Here is a 24,979-nt window from a genome sequence, read left to right as displayed (position 1 = left end):
TGGTATGATTCGAGCGGCAGAAGCCCATTTTCTGCGCCGGGGGAATTTGCCCTTTTCCTGCATTATAAGGTGTTAGATGGTATTACAAGGAGTGGGGAGTTACTTGCTGCGAAAGGGCATTTAGAACTCCTAAGCGTGGGGGCGGAGGTTCAAATCCTCTCGCGGACGCCAGCGAACAACGCTGCAAGCCTTTATTTATAAGGGTTTGCAGCTTTTTTTCAGCCGCAGCCTTTCGCCAAAACCATCTACCAGGGTTGGAGGGTTACTTTTTTGTTTATGCGTTGCAATGAATTTTTGGCTAATTGGAAAATTCTGTGATTTTAGAAGCAATGATAAAACCGTTTTTATTTGCTTCTGGCACAAGGTTGAAACTGATTGTGCCAACATTGCTTTCACCCTCAAAATCAATCGTAAATCTTACAGTAATGGAGTGATCGGATTCCTCGTAATCAGCGAACGCATATTGATAATCGGGGAAATCAGAAACGCCGATATAATAGTAACCGTCCTGATAATAACAGGTAGTTTGTCCCTTTTCCATAATATCAAAAGAGGGTTTTGTATCTGGCAGGTCAGTGCCAAATATCAGTTTTGCATAGGCTTCTGCTTCTTGCAGGCTTACTTTGACTACCGTTTCATCAAATCCTAAATCTTCACGATGTACCTGCTCTGTTTCTGAACCTTCTAATGCGCCTGTGTAAGAATAAAACAGAAAATTACGCCAAAAAGCTTCGTCCTTTGTTGTCTGGGAATCAAAATCATTCAATGTTTTGCACATCTGCATCAGAAAAGCTTTTCCTTGCTCGGTAAGTTCAAAGGCTTCCTCTGTCTGCGGCTGTGCTTCCAGCACATTATTTGCAGAAGCAGGTGCTTCTATTTCCGTTGTGTCCGCTGTAATTTCAGGAGCTGCATTACTGCATTCTGATGTTTCATTATTTTTATCTGCTTTGCAAGCGGTCAGGCACAATACCATGATCATGAATATTAACAAGCAGGTTTTTCTCATTTTCCGTTTCTCCTTAAATATGAATTTGTTGCCAGATTCATTATATACTTCTAACCAGGAGAATGGAATAGGTTTCTTGAAAAACGGGCGGGCTGAAAACAGCACCGCACAAGGTGCTATCAGGAGGCAAGTGCTGCGCAGGGGTAGGGAAGCGCTTTAGAACTTTATGTATAGTCGTTTTAGTGATATAATAAACAAGACATATAGTTGGCGTGTTTGGCATGGTATGATAATAAAGACACGAGGTGTATCATGAAAATAGATAGAATGATTGGAATACTTTCCGTATTGCTGCAGTATGAAAAAGTCACTGCTCCGGAACTGGCAAAAATGTTCGAAGTATCGCGAAGAACGATTAGCAGAGATATTGAGGCTCTTTGTAAAGCCGGAATACCAGTTTTTACTTCACAGGGTTCTGGCGGTGGTATTAGAATTATGGATGGTTATCGTATGGATCGTACACTTCTTACGTCAAAAGATATGCAGATGATTTTGGCAGGACTCAGGAGCCTTGATAGTGTAAGCGGAAGCAGCTATTATAGGCAGATCATGGAAAAACTCCAGGCAGGAGCATCTGATTTTGTCAGTGGAAGAGATTCTATTCTAATTGATCTATCATCGTGGTATAAAGAAGCTCTTGCTCCCAAGATCGAATTGATTCAAGATGCAATTGAGGAAAGAAAGCTTTTATCATTTGATTATTATGCTCCAAAAGGAGAGAGTAAAAGAAACATTGAACCGTACTACCTGGTGTTTAAATGGTCTTCCTGGTATGTATGGGGATGGTGCACAGAAAAAAAGGATTTTAGAATGTTTAAGTTAAACCGGATGGATATGCCAATTAAAAACAGCACGGTTTTTGCAGCAAGAGAAGTTCCTCTTCCTGATTTGTCAACAGAGAAAATGTTTCCTTTTAAGATTAAGGTAAAGGCAATATTTCCACAAGAGTCAAAATGGAGATTGGTAGAAGAATTTGGTGTAGATTGTTTTACCGTGAATGAAGATGGGACGCTTTTGTTTTCGGCAGGTTATACAGATATGGAAAACCTGCTATGCTGGCTTCTTACGTTTGGAGATAAGGTGGAAGTTTTGGAGCCGATAGAAGCGAAAGATGAAATAATTCGTATCGCTAAAAGCATTTTGCACAGATACGAGAAATGAATTATTAAAAGTAAAAAACAATGTGTTGCAAAAAATCAAGTTTAAAGTATCGTGAGATTTATTTATCAGGTGCAAGGCGTGTTGCACCGGTAAGACAAAAGACATTAATCAGACATCCAATTAGGAAAGGGGATGACTAAATGGCAACGTCAAAGGAATATCATGATTATATTTTGGAAAATTTACAAACAGTTGGAGCTGTTTCTACCAGAAAAATGATGGGAGAATATCTGGTTTATTTTCAAAACAAGCTTGTGGGAGTTATTTGTGATAACTGTCTTTTTCTTAAGCCAACAGAAACGGTACTGGAGTATATGCCTGATGCAGACAGAGCATATCCGTATGAAGGCTCGAAATCTCTTATGGTTGTAGTAGATAATGTTGAGGAAACGGATCTTATGTCTGAGGTGCTGCGCAAGATGTACCGTGAGCTGCCGGAAGTCAAGAAGAAAGCAAGAAAAGGAAAACTTGAAAGGCAAAAGGAGTGATGTAATGGAATTGATAAAAATAACGCATGATAATCTTGAACAAGAGCATATCTGCTGTGCCATAGCTAACAATAAAGATATACGGGTTCTGTCAAAAAAGAATTGGTTAAGAGATAGATTTGATGAGGGACTTGTATTTTTAAAATGCAATGTCCGTGGAAAATGTTTTATAGAGTATATTCCTGCCGAATATGCTTGGACACCGATTAAGGCAGAAGGATATATGTATATTGATTGTTTGTGGGTATCGGGACAATTCAAAGGTCTTGGATACTCAAATCTGTTGTTGAATAGATGTATTGAGGATTGTAAAGCGAAAGGGAAAAAAGGGCTTGTCATTTTATCTTCAAAAAAGAAAACGAGTTTTCTTTCTGATCCAAAATACATGAGATATAAGGGATTTGAAACGGCTGATACAGCAGATCCTTATTTTGAGCTGATGTATTTGCCTTTTGATATAAATGCAGACAAACCCCGCTTCAAGGGCTGTGTGCAGGAACATAGGGATTTGACAAAGGGCTTTACACTATATTATACAAGTCAATGCCCATTTACAGCGAAGTATGTTCCGTTGCTTGAAAATATTGCAAAGATACGAGATGCCGCTTTTCAAGCGGTCCATATTCAGACTAAATCAGAAGCACAGAACGCTCCTACCCCTTTTACAACATTTTCTTTATTTTATGATGGTCAATTTATAACACACGAAATATTGTCAGAAAAGAAATTTGAAAAAATTCTTATAAGTAAGGGATTGTAGGAATCTTAAATCAAAAAATAACCATATGGCAACCGGAGGATGCTGTGCCTCATTGCCTGGTGTGTAAATGGCTGCTTGTTCAGCGGGCCTTGTGCTCAGGCGCTCCTATGGGGAGAGGGGAGAAATCGCCTTGAGGTTTTTCTTACCCACTGGAGCCGTACTGGCTTAGGGAAGCTTGCCCGGACTGAGCTTCAGCCTCAGAAGGAGTAGCAGGGACTACAGGGTCCTTGGTCTGGTAGCGGCGGGTCCATTCCTTGGTGCCTTCCACCTTGTAGGTTTCGCAGCGGTTTAAGCTCAGAAACTTCACTAGTTCATAGCAACTGACCCAGATTTCGTTGTTGCTGTCCTTCTGCGATTCATCAAAAATAAGCTCCAGGCCGAAGTGAAGGTGAGGTTCGTCGATGTTGTTGGTATTTTCCTTGGAGCTGTAGCCGGTGCGCCCCAGGTAGCCGATCACATCTCCTGCCTGGACGATGGAGCCTTCCTTCAGATTGGACTGGTAAGGATAGTTCTTGCGAAGATGGGCGTAGTAGTAATACCGTTTGCGGTCAAAGCTGCGGATACCCAGTCTCCAGCCGCCATACTGGTTCCAGCCTATGGCTTCTACAAAGCCGGATTCTACTGCGATTACTGGGGTTCCCACCTGCCCCATAAGATCGTGGCCTAAATGCTGACGCTTAAAGCCGTAGCTTCTGGCTACGCCGAAATCATCAAAATCGCTGTAGGGAAAGCCCTTGGCAATGGGAGAGAAGGCTTTCAGTCCGTACTTAGTCACCCAGACGGTGGCGGGACCTCCCTGTGCACTTCCTGTAATCCCTGAGGGAAGGTAGGAGGCGGGGGCTTCGCTGGCCGGGATCTCCGCCTGAAATTCTCCAACCATACCATCCAGCACAGCTCCGTATGCATCTCTATAGTAGCTGTAATGTTTCATATCCTTGGTCAGATCCTCCACAGTGGCTCCGTCTTTTAGCTGACGGGCCAGAGCGTCCATATGCTCCGGCTTGTATTTGCTGAAATCCCCTCCGTATTTAGTACCCAGATAGGCAAGAAGATCCACCCAGTTTAAATGGACGTTTTCACGGCAGGTATCCACATCAAAGCGGAAGGCCTGGTTCATGGCCTCGCTGGTGACTCCAAAGTCCACCCATTTAATATAATCATTTTTAGTTTCCCCATTTTTTTCATGCTCCCCCTTTAGGGGATTGATACCTTCTGCAATCTGGGAGGCTCGGCTCATGACAGCCTGACCGGAGTTGGTTCTGAGAAGAAAAAGACTTAGGCAGAGTATGCTTAAGACAAGCATTTCCACGAAAATCAAGGCTTTTGAACGGATTTGTAAATTTTGTTGGAGTAATTTGAAGCGTTTCATTCGGCGGCACCTCCTGCTTACCCATCCCATAAAATATAGGCTCTAGGATTATCATATGAATGACTTGTTAAGAATATGATCATAGTCCGGGGAAGGAAGCCCTCGAAGGAATAAGAATGAGGCGTTAAAGGATGGGGATTTAGATAAACTATCGTAAGAACTGGTTGACTTTTTAAATAATAACGATTATTATTATTGACATATAAGTCAGGGAGCTGACTGCTCCATCATAAGGGATCGAAAAAAGGCTTGTACAGATAATGGCAGGTATATGAGCAGCGTATCCCTAGGACAGGTGATGGAACCAGATCGAGAACAGACGCACGCGAGGCGGAGGGAAGGAGCCGTTTGCCGGAGCGTTTGGTATATGGGAAAGCAGGTGAGATTATATGGTAATGAACAGGCAGACGGAAGGACGAATAAGGGAGAGGCTGGTGGATGGTTATGTCGGAACCTATTACTCCCGGCAGAGCAGAGGAATCTATCGCTTTTCCTTTGACCCAGTAAACGGCAGGATTACAGAGCCAGAATTATTCTATGAGGCCCCCAATGCAAAATGGGTCTGCTATCATGGTGATTCTATGGTTTTTCCTATAGAGAAGGACGAGGGAGCAGGCGCTTGCTTTTTGAAATTAAGAGATGGTGAGGTGATTCAGTCAGAGGAAATACTGAAAGAGAGACAGACGCCCTGTTATATACTTCAGGATGGGGATAACGTGTATACGGCTAACTACCATGAGGGGAATGTGATGATATATCATCTGGATAAGGGAAAGCCCTCTCTGGTAATGCGGATTGAAAATGGGGCGCGAGCCGGCTGCCACCAGATTTTATTGCATGAAGCATACCTCTTAGTTCCCTGCCTTGAGCAGAACCGGATAAGAATGTTTGATAGGGAGGATGGGTACCGTCCGGCGGACGACCTTGTATTTCCTGAGGGCAGCGGACCCAGACACGGCGTTTTTAACAGGGATCACAGTAAATTTTATGTGGTAAGCGAGTGGAGCAACCAGCTGTTTGTTTTTCAGGTTCAGGGCGGAGCGTTTACGTTGAGGCAGACGGCTTCTGTTCTTCCGGAGGGCTGGACTGGAAAAAGTGAAGCGGCTGCAGCGGCAATCCGCCTTTCAAAGGACGAGCGGTTTTTATATATTTCCGTGAGAGGGGCGGATATCCTCAGCGTTTTTGACGTAAGTGGAGAGGAGGCGGTTACTATACAGCATGCTTCCTGCAAAGGGGCCCATCCCAGGGATTTTATTTTAAGCGGTAATGAAAAATTCCTGTTGGTGGCAAATCGCTTTCAGGGCGGTATTGCAAGTATTGAGAGAGATAAAAAAACTGGATTATTGAAAGACCTGCGGCATTGGGCGGCCATGCCGGAGTGCGTATCATTGACATTGAGAGATTAAACAGAGGAGGCAGAGTTATGCAGAAAACACAAATAGGAATTATCGGTCTGGCGGTTATGGGAAGGAGCCTTGCTCTTAACATGGCGGATCACGGATTTAAGGTAGGCGGATATAACCGCAGCAGGGAAGTGACGGATGCTGTGGTTAAGGAATATCCCCATGAAAATTTTGTTCCTTTTTATGACTTAGAGGAGCTTGTTAAATCTCAGGAGCGGCCTCGCAAGCTTTTGATTATGGTGAAGGCCGGCAAGCCCGTTGATATGGTTATAGAACAGTTGATTCCTCTTCTGGAGGAAGGGGATATGATTCTGGACGGAGGAAATTCCTTCTTTGAAGACACTAGAAGAAGGGAAACGTATTTAAAAGAAAAGGGGATCTATTATTTCGGTACGGGAGTTTCCGGCGGAGAGAAGGGAGCGCGTTTCGGCCCCTCCATTATGCCAGGAGGAGACAAAGAGGCCTATAAGCATATTGCCCCGGTGCTGGAGGCAATTTCAGCAAAGGCTCAGGGGGAGCCGTGCTGTGCCTATATGGGGACAGACGGAGCAGGACATTATGTAAAAATGGTCCACAACGGTATAGAGTACGCAGATATGCAGCTGATTGCAGAGGCCTACCTGCTGCTTAAATATGCTGGCGGCTTTACAAACAAAGAGCTGGCGGATGTGTTTGAAGCGTGGAATGAGGGTGAGCTAAAAAGCTATCTGATTGGGATAACGGCGGGTATTTTACGTGAAAAGGATGATTTTGAAGCTGGGGAATTGCTGGACTATATTGTGGACAGCGCCGGTCAGAAGGGAACCGGAAGATGGACCAGCCTGGAGTCCTTAAAGCAGGGAGTGAATGTATCCATGATTACCGCGGCCTGCAATGCCAGAATTATGTCAAACCGCGTAGAGGAAAGAAGGGCTGCCAAGGAGCTTTTTGAACATCCGCAGCAGAAGCTGGCAGCGGATAAGGCTGCCTTTGAGGAGAAGGTCAGGAAGGGTCTTTATACTGCTAAGATTGCGGCATATGCGCAGGGCTTCGACCTTCTATCACATGCAGCTTCCGAATATGGGTGGGATTTGAATTATGGTAAGATTGCCTCTATATTCCGCGCAGGCTGCATTATACAGGCTGAATTTTTAGATGATATTACCAAAGCCTTTGGAAAAAATAAAGCTCTTAAGAATTTGATGCTTGACTCATTCTTCAGGGATGGAGTTAACCAGGGACAGGAGAGTCTGAGGTGCATCCTGGGATTGGGAATCCAGAATGGTATCCCTGTGCCGGCTATGAGCCAGGCCATAGCCTATATTGACGCTTTTAGAGGAATGCCGGTGGGAGCGAATCTGATTCAGGCGCAAAGGGATTGCTTTGGGGCTCATACCTATGAACGTACGGATCGGGAAGGAAGCTTCCACCATGACTGGAGGTTTTAGTATGAATAAAGAGCAGATCTTCACAATTTTCGGGGGAACCGGTGATTTGACCTTCAGAAAGCTTCTTCCGGCTCTTTATAACATAGAGGCAGCAGATGACAAGGAGCTCAGCGCCCGGATTGTGGTGGTTGGAAGGAGAGATTATACAAGCGAGTCATACAGAGAAGCGGCCAGGGGCTGGGTGGAGAAATTTGCAAGGCTCCGCTTCCAAAAGGAAACCTATGAAAAATTTGCCGGACGTATTGTATATTACCGCATGGACTTTACTGATGAAAATGCCTATGAGGGGCTGGACAGCTTCTACAAGAAAATGCAGGCAGGAAGCCACATCTTTTACTTTGCCGTTGCCCCCAGGTTTTTCAGCGCCATTGTAAAGGGCCTGAAACGGGTGGAAGGCGCCGGGGAGGGAAAGGTAGTGATTGAAAAGCCCTTCGGAGAGAGCCTGCCGGCTGCAGCCAAGCTTAATGAGTCCATGGAGGCGTTTTTTAAGGCGGATCATATTTACAGGATTGATCATTATCTTGGAAAGGAAATGGTGCGGAATATCCAGATTATCCGCTTTGCTAATCCGATTTTCAGCCATGTATGGGACGCGGAGCATATAGAGTGTATCCAGATTTCTGCAATGGAAGAGGTGGGAGTGGAGACAAGAGGCGGTTATTATGATCACAGCGGCGCGCTAAAGGATATGGTACAGAATCACCTCTTTCAGATTCTGACAATCGTAGCCATGGAGCAGCCCGAAAGTATGGCTGTGGAGGACATGCATCGAGAGCAGATAAAAGTGCTAAAGGCCCTTCGCATACCGGAGGATATTTCGGAGCATATGGTGCTGGGACAGTACGAGGGATACCGTGAGGAGCCGGCGGTAAATGAAAACTCAACTACGGAAACCTATGCTGCCCTGAGGCTTCTGGTAGACAATGACAGATGGAGAGGGATGCCCTTCTATGTCCGCACAGGCAAGAAGCTGGGAACACGGGAGATGCAGGTGGCGATTGTATTCAAGAGCCCTGCGGAGGGAGTGGAGCCAGATATTCTGAATATCAAGATACAGCCGACAGAGGGGGTTTATTTACAGTTTAATATCAAGAAGCCAGGGGAAACGGAGGAGCTTAGCCAGGCAAAAATGGATTTCTGCCAGAACTGCTCCCTGGTGAACCGGATGAATACGCCGGAGGCTTATGAACGCCTGCTGGGGGCCTGCATGAGAGGCGAGCGATCCTGGTTTTCTCAGTGGGATCAGGTTGAGATAAGCTGGAGCTATGTGGATGAGGTCCGGAAGCAATACCGTCAAAAGGGCCTTCCGGCCTATGGATATAGACAAGGCAGCAGCGGACCAGAAGAAGCGGAGAGGCTTCTTAAGAGCTTCGGGCACAGGTGGTTTGAATAAAAGGACTGGATGATAGGCTGGACGGATATAGGCCTTAGGAATTTGAGCCTTGAGAATGAATTAAATTAATGGTATACTTGCTTCTATGGAGTGAATGGAACGGCATAGGAGGAAGGAGTTATATGGAAAATTTTGAGTTTTTTACTCCTACCAGAGTAATATTTGGAAGGAATACCCATCTAAAGGTAGGAACCATTGTAAAGGAATACGGTTTTAAAAAGGCGCTGGTGCATTTCGGAGGCTCCAGCGCTAAGAACAGCGGGCTTTTGGACGCGGTGTGTGACGCACTGAAGGCGGAAGGAATTGAATATGTAACTTTGGGTGGGGTTCAGGCGAATCCCACCTTGGCTATGGCTGAGAAGGGCATCGGCTTGTGCCTGAAGGAAAAGGTAGATTTTATTCTGGCAGTAGGAGGGGGAAGTGTGATGGACTCCTCCAAATGTATTGCGGACGGAGCAGGAAATCCAGAGGCAAATGTGTGGGATTACTTCCTTCATAAGGATGCGCCTGCCAAGGCGCTGCCTGTGGGCGTTGTCCTTACTCTTTCTGCATCAGGCAGCGAGATGAGCGCGTCCTGTGTTATTACCAATGAAAAGACAGGTCTTAAGAGAGGATTTAACAGCGTAACTCACAGACCGCTGTTTTCCATCTGCAACCCAGAGCTGACCTACAGCGTGGGCAGGTTTCAGACCGGCTGCGGTACTGTGGATATTATGGCCCATACCCTGGAGCGGTATTTCAGCAGCTCCAGAGATACGGCGCTTACCGATCGAATTGCAGAGGGATTGCTCAAGTCTGTGATCGAGGCAGGAAAAATAGCCGATATGGAGCCGGATAATTATGAGGCTAGAGCCACGCTGATGTGGGCCGGAAGCCTTTCTCATAACGGACTGACAAGTGCGGGAAGAAGCTTTGTCATGCAGGTGCACCAGCTGGAGCATGAGCTGTCCGGCATGTATCCCCGTATCGCCCATGGAGCGGGACTGTCAGCGCTGTGGCCATCCTGGGCAAGATTTACCTGTCCGGCAGATGTGAACCGTTTTGCCCAGTATGGGGTGAATGTATGGAATTTGGATATGGATTTCCACAATCCTATGAAAACAGCTTTGGCCGGTATCCAGGCTACCGAGGATTTTTATAAGAGCCTAGGCATGCCTGTTACTCTGAAGGAGCTAGAGGTTGAGCCTGATCGCATTGAGGAGATGGCAGAAAAATGTACGAATTTCGGCAAACGTACGCTTCCAGGCATCCGGGAGCTGGGCAAGGCTGAGATGGTTAAAATTTACAGTATGGCTATGGGGTAGGTGATGCGTCCTATCAGATGTAATGGGGGGGGGGGGTGGCATGGGGCCGGCCTGTGTGCTTATTGTGAAAGTGTGAAAGGATGCTTTTCGTAAGGCTTAAAAATATCTATGTCTTTTGTACAGGTAGAACGCCCTGTGGAGAAGTCAATGGCTTGCCTTTGCATACGAAAATATGATTGATTCGGCTTTAAGCCACCTTCTCATCCGGTAGCTTCAAGCCTCCCTTTCCGGCGCCTGCGTCTGCCATGAAAAATTTCTTAGGGTTCTCGATGGCAGAGCAGATATTAAAAATGTGTGAACTGCGCGTTGCAGCGTCCCAATACGTATAGTTCTTCCATGACGTTCCTCTCCCTACTAATCAAAATCAAGCTGCTTTTTGCTTGCTTAAGGATAGGCTGCTTATAGGTTTGGAAAACCTGCAAGCTTATTGAACTGGCATAGGGAAAGCTTATGTTCTGGTTTATATTGACGATTGTTGAAATAATATATGTAAAAAACTGTTGGGGGCTTTTATAAATAGAGGTGTGGTATGAAGGAAATGGAAGAGTTGTATCTATCAATTATCAATCATCTGCCAGACGGAATTTATTTTGTAGATAATGAGCGCAAAATTCATTTTTGGAATAAGGCGGCAGAGAAAATTACAGGCTATTCCGCAGATGAGATCGTGGGAAAGAATTGTCAGAATAGCAGACTGAATCACATTGATCAGAAGGGAAGACCTTTATGTTCGGTTTCCTGTCCTCTGTTTGCAACCCTTTCGGATGGAAAGAATCGCCGGGAGAATATATTTGTGCGCCATAAGAAGGGGTACCGTGTTCCGGTTTCCACCAATATTTTTCCTCTGAGGAAGAATGGAAAAATCATAGGGGCGGTGGAAGTGTTTACCCAGAATTCGCCGGCTGTGTATGAAGATAGCCTGGTGGAGCATCTGGCGGATTTGGCCATGCATGATCCCCTTACGAGACTGCCTAACCGCCGTTATCTGGAAAGCTTTCTGGAGTATAAGATCAGCGAGTACATGCGCTTTGGACGTTTATGCGCAGTTCTTATGGGGGATATTGATAATTTCCGGCATTTTAATAATCATTATGGCCACGAAGCAGGAGATCGGGTTTTGGTAAATATTGCTTCCAGTATTAAGGGGAATATGCGCAGAGATGATTTAATCGGACGATGGGGAGGCGAAGAGTTTGTGGGGATTTACAGCATAAGAAAACCAGAGGACGGGGCTGTAATCGGTGAAAAATTCAGACAGATGGTTTTTCATACAGATCTTCCCTACGGCGAAGCATCCCTTAGAGTTTCCATGTCCATAGGTGTCACGGTTATCTGCGCTCATGATACGCTGGAAACGCTTATGAACCGGGTGGATCATCTTATGTATCAAAGTAAAAAGAAGGGGAAAAACTGTGTAACGGTTGGCTGAACAGCCATGACTTACAGCTTTCTTAAAGTGTTTGTAAATTGGAGAAAATTATGTTACTATAACTAAAATATCAAGTTTTGGTATACGGGAAGGCACAATTAAGGAAAGGGTTGAGCAATGGGCAAGACAGAATTTTTACAGGGACTTAAGACAGAGCTGGAAGGCAGAGTTCCCTATTCAGTGATACAGGAAAATCTTCGGTATTACGACACTTATATATCAGAAGAGACAGCCAAGGGAAAGGATGAGAATGAAGTGATTGACGGCCTGGGAGGGCCTAAGATTATTGCCAGAACCATTGTAGATGCCGCTTTCGACACGGAGGATGGGCCGGATGGCTTTGAGGCCTTTGGAACAGCCCCCTATGAGTCGGAGGAAAGGGCAGGACAAAGCAACAGAAGCAGCCGTACTGCTTATGAGGAGAAACGCAGCCGGAATATTCACTATGTGGACTTTGGTAAATGGTATGTACGGCTCAGTGCAGGACTGATTGTATTTTTTGCCATTTGCTTGGTTATGGCTGTGTTCTTCGGAATTGTGGGACTTGCCGGGTGGATTTTGTCTTATATCTGGCCGGTACTGCTGGTGCTGCTGCTGTTGTGGATGTTTCGGGGGCCAAGACGGTAGGGGACAAATAGAAAATCTGCTTTTACACAGACGGAAGGCTTGTAATGAGATTTAGCTGGTAAGCATTGGAGCTGTTGCACACAGCTCTTTTTTCTTGACAAATATGTGAATTGATTATATACTCTTTGTAACAAACGTAATATTTGTGTAATATTTATGTGATTTAGAGAGAATCAGATACATAGATCAATATCAGGAGAGGGTTCAGTGGATAGAAACGTGTTTGGGACAGGATTATTAAAAATATCGGGCACTTTGTGTCTGGCCATGGGACTGATGCTTTCCAGTCCCGGTGAGAGCCAGGCGGCGGCAGCTCAGGCGGTGGTGCAGACTCGATCCTGCTATGTGGCTAAGATTGAGGCTCCGTCTGTAGATGTGTACACAGCCGCAAGCCAGGGGGCAAACAAGCGGGGCCAGGCAAGACGGGGACAGTCATTTGAGGTTCTGGGCCGGCCGCGTCAGGGCTGGGTGAAGATCCTCATGGAAGGAAAGGAGGGCTATATCCGGACAGTAGGAACGGCTTCCATAGTTGAAAAAACCATGGAAACGGTAGATGAGGCTGTCAAAGTACGCCGTGAGGTAGTGGAATATGCCCTGCAGTTCGTAGGAGGCCGTTATGTCTACGGAGGAACAGATCCCAACAAAGGAGTGGACTGCTCTGGTTTTACCAGATATGTTTTGTCTAAGACAGTATCCATCAACCTGCCCCATTCCTCCGGAGGGCAATCCAGCTATGGCAAAGAAGTTTCTGAGGAAGAGATGCAGCCGGGAGATTTGCTGTTTTACAGCGGCGGAGGCCGAATCAATCACGTAGCTATGTATATCGGAGATGGAAAGGTGGTTCATGCTTCTACAGAGAAGACGGGAATCAAAACCTCTCCATATGATTACCGGGAACCGGTTAAGATTATCAGCCTGTTGTCTTAGGACGGCAGGTTTTTTGATGTCCGTAAAAAACTTAGCCGCTGTTTTAATTCAGACAGTTATACCGCTTGAAGCCAGTGAACATGGATAGATAGGGGAGAAAGTATTAAAAATGTCTAAACTTGTTGACGAAATACGAAAATATGCTATAATACATTTGTAACGAATGTAACAATTATGTAATAATATCATAGGATAATAGACAATATTCGATAGAAACCAAGGGATGGGAGTTTTCGTTCATGAGATTAGCGGTAAAGAACCTGATTAGAATCGGCGCTGTTTGTGGAACGATGGCAGCTATTTATTCGTTCCCCTCTATGGCAGCCATTGGACCTGGATTTACAGAGGGATCCTATGTGGCAACCATTACGGCAGACAGTGTGAATATTAATAAAAGCGGAGACAGCGAAGAGGTGCTTTTGACTGTAAAGGCAGGCAGTGAGTATGAGGTTTTGGACGATTTGGGAAATGGATGGGTAAAAGTCCGCGTAAATGATACGGAAGGCTATCTGCCTGTCAGCGGCAACGCTATGGTAGCCCAGGTGGGCGCGGATGAGATGGCAGAGGTACAGCAGGACGCAGTAGAATCCTCCAATAGCTATAAACGGCAGCAGGTTGTAAATTATGCGTTGCAGTTTGTGGGCGGGAGATATCGATACGGCGGCAGCGATCCCAACACAGGAGTGGATTGCTCTGGCTTTACCAGATACGTTCTTCAGAATTCGGCCGGCATTTCCATGGGCCGTTCCTCAACTGCCCAGTCCCGTCAGGGCGTACCGGTGAGCGCGGATCAGATGCAGCCGGGAGATTTGATTTTCTACGGCGCTGGAAGCAGCATCAATCACGTAGCTATGTACATAGGAAATGGACAAATTGTCCATGCCTCTACAGAGCGTACCGGAATTACAATATCTAACTGGAATTATAGAAATCCCGTTAAGATAGTGAATGTGCTAGGATAGGATTTTCAATCTTTTATAGAATAGGATCTGCTCTTGCGGCAGATCTTATTTATTGCTTGTCTCTATAAAAACGCAGAACTGAAAAGGAGAAGCGCCGGATAGGGGAGCTATCCGGCGCTTACTCAAGGGGAGTATAAATAATTAATAAGGATGAGGTAATATGGTTTAAGGGAAACCATTTTTCCTCATATTATTTATAACTTATTTTTAATAAAAAATCAACTATTTTTTGTGGTTTTAAGAATAATAGGGATATATTTTTGCCATACTAAGACTGTAACCAGAAAAAACGTGTTTTTAGGAGGTAGTGAAAGTGTCTAACAAGAATAACTACAACAATGACATGGAAAACAGCTCAAGAAATTGCAGGAACATGGATCAGCAGAATAACAGCCAGAACCATTCTCAAAACAAGAGCCAGAACAGCTCTAGAAATGACAGTCAGAACAGTTCCCAGAACAACAGCCAGAATCGTTCTCAGAACAGCTCTAACTTCTAATCAAGGTTAGAAAGAAGCTTTGAGGAAGGAGAGAAGCCTGCTTCGCATAATAGGTGAAGCAGGCTTTTTTCGTCAGCCCTTGGGCGGCTTCACCTGTCCTGTTATTCCGCATATATTGGTAGTAGGACACGTCTTGTAAAATGCGGGATATGTGTGGAATAGAAAGGGCAGGTGAGCAAGAGATGACGACATTTCCTATGATTTCTTACAGAGAATTTGACAGATGGCTGGAGCAGGGACAGATAGGCCAGTTGGTGGATTTGCGGGAGCCCTGGATGTATGAGCGGGAGCGGCTTTGGGGAAGTATTAATATCCCCTTTGGAGAGTTGGAGTGCCGGATGCATGAGATCAACAGGGAGTCTACAGTGGTATTCTACTGTGACAGAGGTGCGAAAAGCATGCTGGTGTGCCGGGATTTGTGGAAAATGGGATACAGGGCGGTGGATTTGGCCGGAGGAATGTTGCAATACAAGGGGAAATACATTGACAGAAGTCCACTGCCGGCTTTAGAATAGAAAGGAACTAAAATTTAGCCTTCAGGAGGATAACGGATCGGTGAAGATAATGTTTGCGTCAGATATACATGGCTCCGCTTTCTATTGCAGGAGGATGGTAGAGCGATATAAAAAGTCGGGAGCAAAGCGTCTGGTTTTGCTGGGGGATATTCTATACCATGGTCCCCGCAACGATTTGCCCAGGGACTATGCTCCAAAGGAGGTGATCGCTATGCTGAATCCTCTGAAGCATGAGATATATGCAGTCAGGGGAAATTGTGATACAGAGGTGGATCAGATGGTGCTGGAATTTCCTATAATGGCAGATTACGGAGTCTTAGCCATTGAGGGAAAAATCCTTTATGCTACCCACGGACATGTGTTTAATGAGGAGCATTTGCCTCCGGTGCTTCCGGGAGACATATTGGTTCATGGCCATACCCATCTTTTAAGGGCCGACAGGGTGGATACAGCTGATTGCGGCCCTATCTGTATTTTGAATCCTGGCTCTGTATCGATTCCCAAAGGAGGCAATCCTCCAACATACGGGCTTTTGGAGGACGGGGTATTTACCATTCTGACTTTAGATGGGGAAGCGGTGAAGGAGCTGAAGCTGTAGGAGAGGAAAGGAGCAACTGTTGAACACGTATGAATTAATTGCTCCCTGCCATTTTGGGCTGGAAGCAGTGTTGAAAAAAGAAATATTGGATTTGGGATACGAAATATCTCAGGTGGAGGACGGCCGAGTCACCTTTATAGGGGATGACGAGGCTATTTGTCGTGGGAATGTGTTTCTGCGTACTGCGGAGCGGGTGCTTTTAAAGGCTGGAAGCTTCCATGCAGAAACCTTTGAGGAGCTTTTCCAGGGAACCATGGCGATTGACTGGGAAGCATTTATTCCAGAGGACGGAAAATTCTGGGTTGCCAAGGCTTCCTCTATCAAGAGCCGGCTGTTCAGTCCCTCGGATATTCAGTCTGTTATGAAAAAGGCCATGGTAGAGCGGCTGAAAAAGTATTACGGAATTGCCTGGTTTCCAGAGCATGGAGCCAGTTTTCCCCTTCGTGTGTTTATTTATAAGGACACTGTTACAATCGGGATTGATACCAGTGGGGATTCACTTCATAAGCGGGGCTACCGGATTTTAGCCAGCAAAGCGCCGATTACGGAGACCCTAGCTGCTGCTTTGCTTTTACTGACTCCTTGGAATCGGGATCGGATTCTGGTGGATCCCTTCTGCGGAAGCGGTACCTTTCCTATCGAGGCCGCCATGATAGCGGCCAAAATGGCGCCGGGCATGAATCGCTCCTTTCTGTCGGAGGATTGGAAGCACCTGATAAAACGGAAATGCTGGTATGAGGCCATGGATGAGGCGAATGATCAGATGGATACGGGTGCAAAGGTGGATATCCAGGGATATGATATAGATGGAGCTATTGTGAAGGCCGCAAGACAGAATGCGGCAGCCGCAGGCGTGGATCATATGATTCATTTTCAGCAGCGTCCGGTAAGCGCTTTAAGCCATCCGAAAAAGTATGGCTTTATGATTTCCAACCCTCCTTATGGAGAGCGCATAGAGGAGAAGGAGAACCTTCCCGCTCTGTACAGGGAGATTGGAGAACGCTTCCGAGAGTTGGATGCCTGGTCTATGTATCTTATCACTTCCTATGAGGAAGCGGAGAAATACATTGGGCGGAAGGCGGACAAAAACAGGAAAATATACAATGGCATGTTAAAGACCTATTTCTATCAGTTTATGGGCCCAAAACCGCCGGGACGAAAGTTGGAAAATAAGGGAAATTGAAACGAGGCAATGCTTTATGTTAAATAGGAACAGAAGAAAGAGGTATGCGCTGCTGGCGGCGGTTCTGGCAGCTGCCACATCTCTGAGCGGCTGCGTCAAGGGAGAGGGGAAGGAGAATGAGGGAGCCTTCACAGAGGTGCCGGAAAAGGTGGAGGACGCAGGCGCCCCGCAGGCTCCTGAAGGTATAATGGAAGCTGCGTTTCCTTATACCTGGAACCGGGAGGAGAACAGGGATGCACAGCTTCCCGCGTCTTATGATTACAGAGCCGCAGGCAGGGCGCCCCGGATAGGCAATCAGGGCTCCCTGGGAACCTGCTGGGCCTTTGCCTCTTTAAAAGCGCTTGAATCTTCCCTGCTTCCAGAGGATCAGACCACATTTTCCGTAGACCATATGTCCATTTATAACAGCTTCCTTCTAAGCCAGGATGAGGGCGGTGAGTATCCTATGGCCATGGCTTATCTGCTGAGCTGGCAGGGGCCGGTTCGGGAGTCGGAGGACCCCTATGGGGATGGTTATTCTCCAGAGGGCTTAAAACCTTGCAAGCATGTTCAGGAGATCCAGATCCTTCCCTCCAAGGACTATGAGTCTATCAAGCGGGCTGTGTATTTGAGGGGTGGGGTTCAGAGCGCTCTCTACACATCTATGAAGGATTACCGGAGTGAGTCTGTGTATTATAACAGGGAAACCAATTCCTACTGTTATATAGGAGATGAGAAGCCTAATCATGATTCAGTGATTGTAGGCTGGGATGATAATTATCCGAAGGAGAATTTTAATATGGAGTTGGAGGGAGACGGAGCGTTTTTATGCACTAACAGCTGGGGGGAACAGTTCGGGGAACAGGGATATTTTTATGTATCCTATTATGACAGCAATATCGGTGTGCATAATATTGTATATACTGGTGTGGAGCAGACGGATAATTACGACGCGATTTATCAAAGTGATTTATGCGGCTGGTTAGGCCAGATTGGTTATGGAGAGGAAAGCGTATGGTTTGCCAACGCTTACAGGGCTGGCCCTGGGGAGAAATTGGCTGCTGCCGGATTCTATGCTACAGGGGAGAATACGGAGTATGAGGTGTATGTAGCCAGGCATCTGCCGGAAGCAGGCTCACCGGAGATGGAGGCAGCCTTGAGCAGCCGCAGTCCGGCAGTAAAGGGAAAACTTGAAAATGGAGGCTATTACACGGTTCCTTTGGGCGAAACAATACCATTGGATGAGAATGAAAGGTTTGCTGTTATAATAAAAATAAGCACACCAGGCGCTGCGCATCCCGTAGCGATTGAATTTGATACAGGGGATGGATTCGCCAATGTCGATTTGACGGACGGAGAAGGGTATCTGAGCATTGATGGAGATAGCTGGGAGCATGTGGAGGAGACACAGAAATGCAACGTATGCCTGAAAGCATATACGAAAAACGTAAAATAAGAGGATATGGAAGATGGGACATAGAATAATATTTGCTACAGGAAATGAGGGCAAGATGAGGGAGATACGGCTGCTCTTGGAGGATTTGGGGCTTCCTGTACTATCTATGAGGGAGGCGGGAGCCCAGGTGGAGATTGTGGAGGACGGCAGAACCTTCGGGGAAAATGCGGAGATTAAGGCCAGAGCTGTATGGCAATGTACAGGAGATATTGTGCTGGCAGATGATTCCGGGCTGGTTGTAGATTATATCGGAGGAGAACCGGGTATTTATTCCGCCAGATACATGGGAGAAAATACACCCTATGAATTAAAGAACCGAAATCTCATTGAGCGCCTGAAAGGGGCGGAGGGGAAGGAGCGGAGCGCACGGTTTGTCTGTAATATTGCCGCTATATTGCCGGATGGCCGGGCGCTTCACATGGAGAAAACCATGGAGGGGCTGATTGCCTATGAGCCGGCAGGCGCAGGGGGCTTTGGCTATGATCCGATTCTGTACCTTCCTGAGTTTGGCGTGACTGCAGCGGAGCTTACAATAGAGGAGAAAAATAAAATCAGCCACAGAGGGAAAGCCTTAAAGGCCATGAAAAGGGTTCTTTGGGAGGTACTGAAGGGAAAGGCAGAGAGGACAGAGGATGAAAATATTAATTGTCAGTGATACCCACAGAAGGGATGAAAATCTAAAAGAAGTAATCGCAAGGACAAAGCCTTTGGATATGCTGATTCATTTGGGAGACGCAGAGGGCAGCGAGTCTGAGATTGGAGCCTGGGTTAATGAAGGCTGTGATGTGGAAATGATCTTGGGGAACAACGATTTCTTCTCCTGCCTGGATCGGGAAAAGGACATTATGATAGGAGGGTACCGTGCGCTGCTGACCCATGGACACTATTATAACGTATCGGTAGGAGCGGAGACCCTTAAGCGGGAGGCAAGAGCCAGAGGCTTTGATATAGCTATGTATGGTCATACCCACAGACCCTACTACGAGATAGACAAAAAGGCGGGAGACAAGGATTTGATTGTGCTGAATCCAGGAAGCCTGTCATATCCCCGTCAGGACGGGCATAAACCGTCCTATATGCTGATGGAGCTTGATGACAGTGGAGTGGCCCATTTTACATTGAATTTTCTGTAAGAATAAAAAAGATAAAATTTTTGTTGACAATATGAAGGGCATAGTATATAATAACTTTTGCGTTGTGGGACGGGAGAGGATGACATGTATATTATGTCTGGAACCGGGGTGTGGCTCAGCTTGGCTAGAGTGCCTGGTTTGGGACCAGGAGGCCGCAGGTTCGAATCCTGTCACCCCGATTACAGCTATATATGCAGGTGTAGTTCAATGGTAGAACACTAGCCTTCCAAGCTAGATACGTGGGTTCGATTCCCATCACCTGCTTTAACAGCGAAGTCTGCTGTATGAGTCTGTAGCTCAGCTGGATAGAGCAACGGCCTTCTAAGCCGTGGGTCGGGGGTTCGAATCCCTTCAGGCTCATTTGGGCAACTGCTCAAATACATGTGATTCTTTGCTATGGTGGGTATGGCGAAGTTGGTTATCGCGCCAGATTGTGGCTCTGGAGGCCGAGGGTTCGAATCCCTCTACTCACCCTTCCCGTTAATGGGATTTTTTTTTATCAGAAAATAATACATTGGGCCGTCGCCAAGCGGTAAGGCACAGGACTTTGACTCCTGCATTCGAGGGTTCGAATCCCGCCGGCCCAGCTCATTGGCAGGAGCATTTCATGTTTCCGCCAGATTGTCCAGGAACCTCTATATTGCGGTAGTTTAACAGAGGCTTCAAGACATTTGAGGGGAGCTTTTAGCTCCCCTTCTTGATCGTATGTACGTTAAAGATTTCTTTTGTATGTGTCACTGCTCCATCCTCCTCTTTTTGGGTTTCGCTTCTATTTTTTCCCATTTTTGTAAAGGAATGTAAAAAACCCCCTATAGGTTTGACAAATGATAGTCAGAGATATTAAAATAGACGTGAGTAAGGAATTTGGTATACTGTGTTCTGGAAAATTCGATAAAAGGAGGATGTGAAATGCAGAAAATTTGGATATGCGGAGCGGGTGGAAGAGTAGGCAGACAGATGGCCAGACTGCTGGACAAGAAGCCGGTGGAGCTTCTTTTAACAGACATAGATTCAGTGGATATAACCAACTCAAAAGAGGTGATGGAATATGCCGGCATCAACCGCCCTCATGTGATTGTAAACTGCGCCGGACTGACAGATGTGAGAATGTGCGAGGCAGAGCCGGAGAGGGCTTTTCTGGTCAATGCCTTAGGCCCCAGAAACCTGAGCGTGGCTGCCAGAGTAGTGAAGGCCAGGCTGGTGCAGCTGTCCACAGACGACGTATTTGGAGGCGGAGGGCAGGTTCCATATACCGAGTTTGACTCTCCTTCCCCTGAAACCGTCTATGGAAAATCCAAGCTGGCTGGGGAGAATTTCATCCGGGAGTTTTGCAACCGGCATATTATAATAAGAAGCTCCTGGATATTTGGTGATAAAAGTCTTTATCTGGAAAGCATTTTGAAGCTGGCCTCAGAGGGGAAGACAGTGAAGGCGGCCGTGGATCAGATAGCCTCTCCGACTGGAGCGGCAGGGCTGGCAGAGAAGGTAAAGGAGCTGATGGAATATGGGGAGGACGGCCTTTATCATGTGACTGGTCAGGGCTTCTGTACCAGATATGAGTTTGCAAAAGAAGTGGTGCGGCTTTCTGGCTACAGCGCTAAGGTAGAACCGGTGGAGGCGATTCGGGATGCTTATACTGCCATGCGGCCCTCCTATTCGGTATTGGATAATATGATGCTTAGAATGTCTTCGGTGGATTTGCTGCCGGACTGGAAGGTAATGCTAAAGGAGTATATGGAGCAGAGGGCTGCTAAAAAACAGGGGAGAATGTGACAGGAAGGATTGACAGATATGAGAGAAAGAAAAAAAATCGGACTTACAACAGCTATATTTATTGGCCTTTTTCTAGGAGCGGCTACAGGAATTTTGTTTCACTATGTGGTTCCTGCTGGTAAAATCCGTGATGATGTGTTTATAAACGGAGTGTTTTATGTGGTGGGAAACGGATTTCTGAGGCTGATGCAGATGCTGGTGGTTCCATTGGTATTCAGCTCCCTGGTTTGCGGAAGCATGGCTATGGGGGATACCAAAAAGCTGGGTAAAATTGGTGTAAAGACCTTGGGACTATATTTGGTAACTACTGCTCTGGCTATTACGGTAGCCATTCTTACGGCTAATGTGATTAATCCTGGAGTGGGGCTGAACATGACCTCCATCCAGGCGGCTGAAGTGACGATTGCAGAAAAAACCAGTCTGGCAGATACACTTTTAAATATAATCCCCACAAATCCCATAAAGGCTTTAGCAGATGGAGAAATGCTCCAGGTTATTTTGTTTGCTCTGATTGTAGGGGTAATACTGGCAGGGCTTAGTGAGAGCGCGGAAACTGTAGGCAGCTTTTTCAGCCAGTTTAATGATGTGATGATGCAGATGACGGTAATGGTTATGAAGCTGGCCCCTTATGGCGTCTTCTGCCTGATTGCAAAAACATTTTCCGGCATTGGATTTAACGCTTTTCTGCCTCTTTTTAAGTATATGGCAGGAGTTATCATCGCTCTGGCAATTCAGTGCTGTTTCATTTATATGATCATGCTTAAGGGGTTTACCGGCTTGAGTCCTGTTAAATTTTTGAAGAAGTTTCTGCCTGTTATGGGGTTTGCTTTTTCCACAGCTACCTCCAATGCGACTATTCCTATGTCTATTGATACATTGGATAAAAAGATGGGAGTGTCGAAGCGGATCTCATCCTTCACCATCCCTCTGGGAGCTACTATTAATATGGACGGAACTGCTATTATGCAGGGAGTGGCAGTGGTATTCGCTGCCCAGGCCTTCGGAATCCACCTGACCCTGTCAGATTATATGACAGTGATTCTTACAGCAACTCTGGCGTCCGTCGGAACGGCTGGTGTTCCGGGGGTGGGACTGATTACCTTATCCATGGTATTTGCGTCTGTAGGACTTCCAGTAGAGGCCATTGCTTTGATTATGGGAATAGACCGTATTCTGGATATGAGCAGAACCGCTGTAAATATTACTGGCGACGCAGTGTGCACCACCATTGTGGCCTACCAGGATAAGGCTGTAAAGAGAGAGACGTTTAATGATCCAGCAGCTGGCCTGAATGCGGAAAATTAGAATGAGAGACAGGTAACATGGACAAAAGAGAATGAGCTTATAATGGCAGAATAAGAAAGTGGGTGGAGTATGAATGTATTCGGATTTGAGTTTAAGACCAAAGAGGAACGGGAGGAGCAAAAGCGAGAATTCTTTCTGCGTATTTTTCCCAAAGGGCCGGCTCAGAGGGAAGAGGTAGAGCAGGCGTTAAGGACGCGGCTTCCCAATGTAGATATTAAGGCTTCCATGTTCTATTATATTCTGGTGCGGGATGCCATGACATCTAAGGGTGGAGCAGCCTTTGAAGAGGCTGCCAGGACGGCGGAGAAGAAGCAGAAAATGATAAAAATAACGCCGGAAATACTGGAGGCAGTAAGAGAGTTGATAAAGAAGCAGGAGGAAACAGGATAGCAGCGTTTTAGACTATGAAGGAACAGCCGCCAATCTGAGGCGAACAAAGTCAGAGAGGCTTTTTCCTTCGTGGCAGGACATAAATAGAAAATAAAAAGCAGAGAGCAAATGACCCTAAAAGGAATTTGCTCTCTGCTTCTGTTTATTCCCTGCTTGCAAGGCTATTAGAAACAGCAGCCCGCTGATATGCTTGCAGGGAAAAGTCATGCGCCAGAGAAGATTCGAACTCCCGACACTACGGTCCGTAGCCGTATGCTCTATCCAGCTGAGCTACTGACGCATGCCGCTGTTAGGCTATTCAACAGCGCAAGTGATATTATATATAAAAGAACGGGAAATGTCAATATATTTTAAAAAAATTTTCCAGAAAGTTTTTCAGAAATGGTCAGACAGCCCGCTGCTGCTGTTGGCTGTTGACGGTTGAAAGAAATGAAGTTTTGTGCTATAATATGGAAAGAGGTAAGAAAAGCTGGGAAGCCGGCTCTTATCTCTTATTTTGTATCAGGTGAGGTTAAAGAAATGGGCCAGAGGTTATCGGGACAAAATCTTATTTTTGTGGGCTTTACATTATTTTCTATGTTTTTTGGAGCGGGGAATCTGATCTTCCCGCCGTTTTTGGGGGCAGAGTCAGGAACTTTGACCTGGCAGGCCATGGCAGGATTTTTGCTCAGCGCAGTAGGGCTTCCGGTGTTGGGAGTGGCTGCAGTTGCTTTATCCGGTGGGCTTTCTAAGCTTGCAGGCAGGGTGCATCCTGCCTTTGCCTTTGTGTTTACACTGCTGATTTACCTGTCCATAGGCCCTTGTCTGGCCATTCCCAGGACAGCCAGCACCTCCTTTGAGATGACTGTGCTGCCAGTACTTGAGGAAATGGAGGTTTCCATGAAAACTGTAATCGGCAATACAGGGATTACAGTGGGGGAAGCAGCCCAATATGGCTATTCAGTTGTATTTTTTCTGATTGCAATGTCGGTGGCCTTTCGGCCAGATAAGCTGACGGACAGGCTGGGGAAGGTTTTGTGCCCCGCTCTGTTGATTCTTATAGGAGTCATATTCATCGGTTGCTTGCTATGGCCTATGGGACCCTATGGCTCGCCGTCTGAGGCTTACCGATCGGGAGCGGCAGTGAAGGGTTTTTTAGAGGGATACCAGACTATGGACACCATTGCAGCCTTGAATTTCGGTATTATTATTTCTATCAATATCCGGGCCAAGGGGGTGGAGCAGGAGAGTGCGGTGGTAAAGGATACCATCAAGGCCGGAATGATCGCAGGCGCTTTGCTGGCTCTGATTTACGGGGCTTTGGCCCATATTGGGGGGACTGCCGGCAGAGTTCTGGAGGATGGCGCCAATGGGGCCAGGATTCTTACTCTTGTGGCAGGAAATCTCTTTGGAAGCGCAGGAAAAATAATATTAGGCATTATATTCTTTATAGCCTGCTTAAATACCTGTATCGGACTTTTGAGCTGCTGCAGCCAGTATTTTACTACGATTATTCCCCGAATAGGCTACAGGGTGTGGGTGTTTCTATTCTCGGCTGCAAGTCTGGTAATATCCAGCGCTGGGCTGAACAAAATACTGGCAGTGTCGGTGCCTGTTCTGGGAGCTATTTATCCAGTGGCCATTGTGCTGATTGCCCTAGCCTTCATGGTTCCTTTGACAAAAAGATGGCCGGCCATGTTCCCCTGCAGTATTCTGTTGACAGGTATAGTGAGCGTAGCCTCTGGGCTGGAGCAAGGTAAGACGGCAGTGCCATTGCTTACCTGGGCGACGGCCTGGCTGCCGGGTTATAGTGTAGGGCTGGGTTGGATTGTACCGGCTCTGGTAGGTATGGCTCTTGGGGTGCTCGTTTCCTCCTCAGCGGGAGGGGGCCAGGATCAGGAATATTAGAAGCG

At 46.4% G+C, this 24,979-nt stretch carries 24 protein-coding genes and 6 tRNA genes; 27 read left to right on the top strand and 3 right to left on the bottom strand.

Features of this window, described 5'->3' with window-relative positions; all coding sequences use genetic code 11:
* Positions 1–298: 298 nt before the first annotated feature.
* Complete coding sequence (locus FYJ39_RS06080; protein ID WP_154471636.1) at positions 299–1,111, bottom strand: hypothetical protein; 813 nt, start codon at positions 1,109–1,111, stop codon at positions 299–301.
* Between the two features lie 147 nt (positions 1,112–1,258).
* Here FYJ39_RS06080 and FYJ39_RS06075 point away from each other — a divergent pair, with 147 nt between their 5' ends.
* The 3 genes from FYJ39_RS06075 to FYJ39_RS06065 all read left to right on the top strand — a co-directional run bounded on the left by FYJ39_RS06075 (position 1,259) and on the right by FYJ39_RS06065 (position 3,415).
* Positions 1,259–2,167: a helix-turn-helix transcriptional regulator gene (locus FYJ39_RS06075; protein WP_154471635.1), complete on the top strand. Its 909-nt coding sequence runs from the start codon at positions 1,259–1,261 to the stop codon at positions 2,165–2,167.
* A 140-nt stretch (positions 2,168–2,307) separates the two neighbouring features.
* The gene (locus FYJ39_RS06070; RefSeq protein ID WP_154471634.1) at positions 2,308–2,655 is read left to right on the top strand and encodes a TfoX/Sxy family protein; all 348 of its coding nucleotides are present in this window, start codon (positions 2,308–2,310) and stop codon (positions 2,653–2,655) included.
* Between the two features lie 4 nt (positions 2,656–2,659).
* On the top strand, positions 2,660–3,415 hold the full coding sequence (locus FYJ39_RS06065; RefSeq protein WP_154471633.1) for an N-acetyltransferase: 756 nt from the start codon (positions 2,660–2,662) through the stop codon (positions 3,413–3,415).
* A 142-nt stretch (positions 3,416–3,557) separates the two neighbouring features.
* Here FYJ39_RS06065 and FYJ39_RS06060 read toward each other — a convergent pair whose 3' ends face one another.
* Positions 3,558–4,784: a M23 family metallopeptidase gene (locus FYJ39_RS06060; protein WP_154471632.1), complete on the bottom strand. Its 1,227-nt coding sequence runs from the start codon at positions 4,782–4,784 to the stop codon at positions 3,558–3,560.
* Positions 4,785–5,173: 389 nt separating this feature from the next.
* On the opposite strand from FYJ39_RS06060, the gene FYJ39_RS06055 reads away from it, so the two are divergent.
* The 23 genes from FYJ39_RS06055 (at position 5,174) to FYJ39_RS05945 (ending at position 23,087) form a co-directional block, all read left to right on the top strand.
* Positions 5,174–6,190, top strand: coding sequence for a lactonase family protein (locus tag FYJ39_RS06055; protein WP_154471631.1), 1,017 nt, complete (start codon positions 5,174–5,176; stop codon positions 6,188–6,190).
* Between the two features lie 17 nt (positions 6,191–6,207).
* Positions 6,208–7,614, top strand: a complete 1,407-nt coding sequence (gene gndA, locus FYJ39_RS06050; RefSeq protein ID WP_154471630.1) for an NADP-dependent phosphogluconate dehydrogenase — start codon at positions 6,208–6,210, stop codon at positions 7,612–7,614.
* 1 nt (position 7,615) lies between these two features.
* The gene (gene zwf / locus FYJ39_RS06045; RefSeq protein WP_154471629.1) at positions 7,616–9,007 is read left to right on the top strand and encodes a glucose-6-phosphate dehydrogenase; all 1,392 of its coding nucleotides are present in this window, start codon (positions 7,616–7,618) and stop codon (positions 9,005–9,007) included.
* 122 nt (positions 9,008–9,129) lie between these two features.
* The gene (locus tag FYJ39_RS06040) at positions 9,130–10,311 is read left to right on the top strand and encodes an iron-containing alcohol dehydrogenase (protein WP_154471628.1); all 1,182 of its coding nucleotides are present in this window, start codon (positions 9,130–9,132) and stop codon (positions 10,309–10,311) included.
* A 529-nt stretch (positions 10,312–10,840) separates the two neighbouring features.
* Complete coding sequence (locus FYJ39_RS06035) at positions 10,841–11,740, top strand: sensor domain-containing diguanylate cyclase (RefSeq protein WP_154471627.1); 900 nt, start codon at positions 10,841–10,843, stop codon at positions 11,738–11,740.
* A gap of 117 nt (positions 11,741–11,857) precedes the next feature.
* On the top strand, positions 11,858–12,367 hold the full coding sequence (locus tag FYJ39_RS06030; protein ID WP_154471626.1) for a DUF1700 domain-containing protein: 510 nt from the start codon (positions 11,858–11,860) through the stop codon (positions 12,365–12,367).
* Between the two features lie 207 nt (positions 12,368–12,574).
* Entirely contained in the window at positions 12,575–13,294 is a 720-nt protein-coding gene (locus FYJ39_RS06025) for a C40 family peptidase (protein WP_278853434.1), read from the top strand.
* Between the two features lie 239 nt (positions 13,295–13,533).
* On the top strand, positions 13,534–14,256 hold the full coding sequence (locus FYJ39_RS06020; RefSeq protein ID WP_154471625.1) for a C40 family peptidase: 723 nt from the start codon (positions 13,534–13,536) through the stop codon (positions 14,254–14,256).
* Positions 14,257–14,569: 313 nt separating this feature from the next.
* Positions 14,570–14,755: a hypothetical protein gene (locus FYJ39_RS06015; RefSeq protein ID WP_154471624.1), complete on the top strand. Its 186-nt coding sequence runs from the start codon at positions 14,570–14,572 to the stop codon at positions 14,753–14,755.
* Positions 14,756–14,937: 182 nt separating this feature from the next.
* Entirely contained in the window at positions 14,938–15,270 is a 333-nt protein-coding gene (locus tag FYJ39_RS06010; protein WP_154471623.1) for a rhodanese-like domain-containing protein, read from the top strand.
* Positions 15,271–15,310: 40 nt separating this feature from the next.
* On the top strand, positions 15,311–15,868 hold the full coding sequence (gene yfcE / locus FYJ39_RS06005) for a phosphodiesterase (protein ID WP_178258794.1): 558 nt from the start codon (positions 15,311–15,313) through the stop codon (positions 15,866–15,868).
* A gap of 19 nt (positions 15,869–15,887) precedes the next feature.
* Positions 15,888–17,051: a THUMP domain-containing class I SAM-dependent RNA methyltransferase gene (locus FYJ39_RS06000; protein WP_154471622.1), complete on the top strand. Its 1,164-nt coding sequence runs from the start codon at positions 15,888–15,890 to the stop codon at positions 17,049–17,051.
* Positions 17,052–17,067: 16 nt separating this feature from the next.
* Entirely contained in the window at positions 17,068–18,486 is a 1,419-nt protein-coding gene (locus tag FYJ39_RS05995) for a lectin like domain-containing protein (RefSeq protein ID WP_154471621.1), read from the top strand.
* Positions 18,487–18,499: 13 nt separating this feature from the next.
* Positions 18,500–19,141 carry an RdgB/HAM1 family non-canonical purine NTP pyrophosphatase gene (gene rdgB / locus FYJ39_RS05990; protein ID WP_154471620.1) on the top strand — a complete coding sequence of 214 codons (642 nt, stop codon included), beginning with the start codon at positions 18,500–18,502 and terminating at the stop codon, positions 19,139–19,141.
* Positions 19,119–19,619, top strand: a complete 501-nt coding sequence (locus FYJ39_RS05985; protein WP_154471619.1) for a YfcE family phosphodiesterase — start codon at positions 19,119–19,121, stop codon at positions 19,617–19,619. The genes rdgB and FYJ39_RS05985 overlap by 23 nt, the downstream gene beginning before the upstream one ends.
* Positions 19,620–19,723: 104 nt before the next feature.
* Positions 19,724–19,798, top strand: a tRNA-Pro gene (locus FYJ39_RS05980).
* A gap of 14 nt (positions 19,799–19,812) precedes the next feature.
* A tRNA-Gly gene (locus FYJ39_RS05975) sits at positions 19,813–19,883 on the top strand.
* A gap of 22 nt (positions 19,884–19,905) precedes the next feature.
* Positions 19,906–19,979, top strand: a tRNA-Arg gene (locus FYJ39_RS05970).
* Between the two features lie 39 nt (positions 19,980–20,018).
* Positions 20,019–20,092, top strand: a tRNA-His gene (locus FYJ39_RS05965).
* A gap of 42 nt (positions 20,093–20,134) precedes the next feature.
* Positions 20,135–20,206 (top strand) — tRNA-Gln (locus FYJ39_RS05960).
* Between the two features lie 322 nt (positions 20,207–20,528).
* Positions 20,529–21,392, top strand: coding sequence for a dTDP-4-dehydrorhamnose reductase (gene rfbD, locus FYJ39_RS05955; protein WP_154471618.1), 864 nt, complete (start codon positions 20,529–20,531; stop codon positions 21,390–21,392).
* An 18-nt stretch (positions 21,393–21,410) separates the two neighbouring features.
* Complete coding sequence (locus FYJ39_RS05950) at positions 21,411–22,697, top strand: dicarboxylate/amino acid:cation symporter (protein ID WP_154471617.1); 1,287 nt, start codon at positions 21,411–21,413, stop codon at positions 22,695–22,697.
* 69 nt (positions 22,698–22,766) lie between these two features.
* Positions 22,767–23,087 carry a hypothetical protein gene (locus tag FYJ39_RS05945; RefSeq protein ID WP_154471616.1) on the top strand — a complete coding sequence of 107 codons (321 nt, stop codon included), beginning with the start codon at positions 22,767–22,769 and terminating at the stop codon, positions 23,085–23,087.
* A gap of 206 nt (positions 23,088–23,293) precedes the next feature.
* On the opposite strand, the gene FYJ39_RS05940 is transcribed toward FYJ39_RS05945, so the two are convergent.
* A tRNA-Arg gene (locus FYJ39_RS05940) sits at positions 23,294–23,367 on the bottom strand.
* 239 nt (positions 23,368–23,606) lie between these two features.
* Between FYJ39_RS05940 and brnQ the strand changes: the two genes are divergently transcribed.
* Entirely contained in the window at positions 23,607–24,974 is a 1,368-nt protein-coding gene (gene brnQ, locus FYJ39_RS05935) for a branched-chain amino acid transport system II carrier protein (RefSeq protein ID WP_154471615.1), read from the top strand.
* The last annotated feature ends 5 nt before the right edge of the window (positions 24,975–24,979 follow it).

Origin of the sequence: Clostridium porci, assembly GCF_009696375.1 — a bacterium.
Lineage (GTDB): Bacteria > Bacillota > Clostridia > Lachnospirales > Lachnospiraceae > Enterocloster > Enterocloster porci.
Note: the sequence above shows the minus strand (reverse complement) of the source record. Positions and strands in the feature narration are given on the sequence as shown.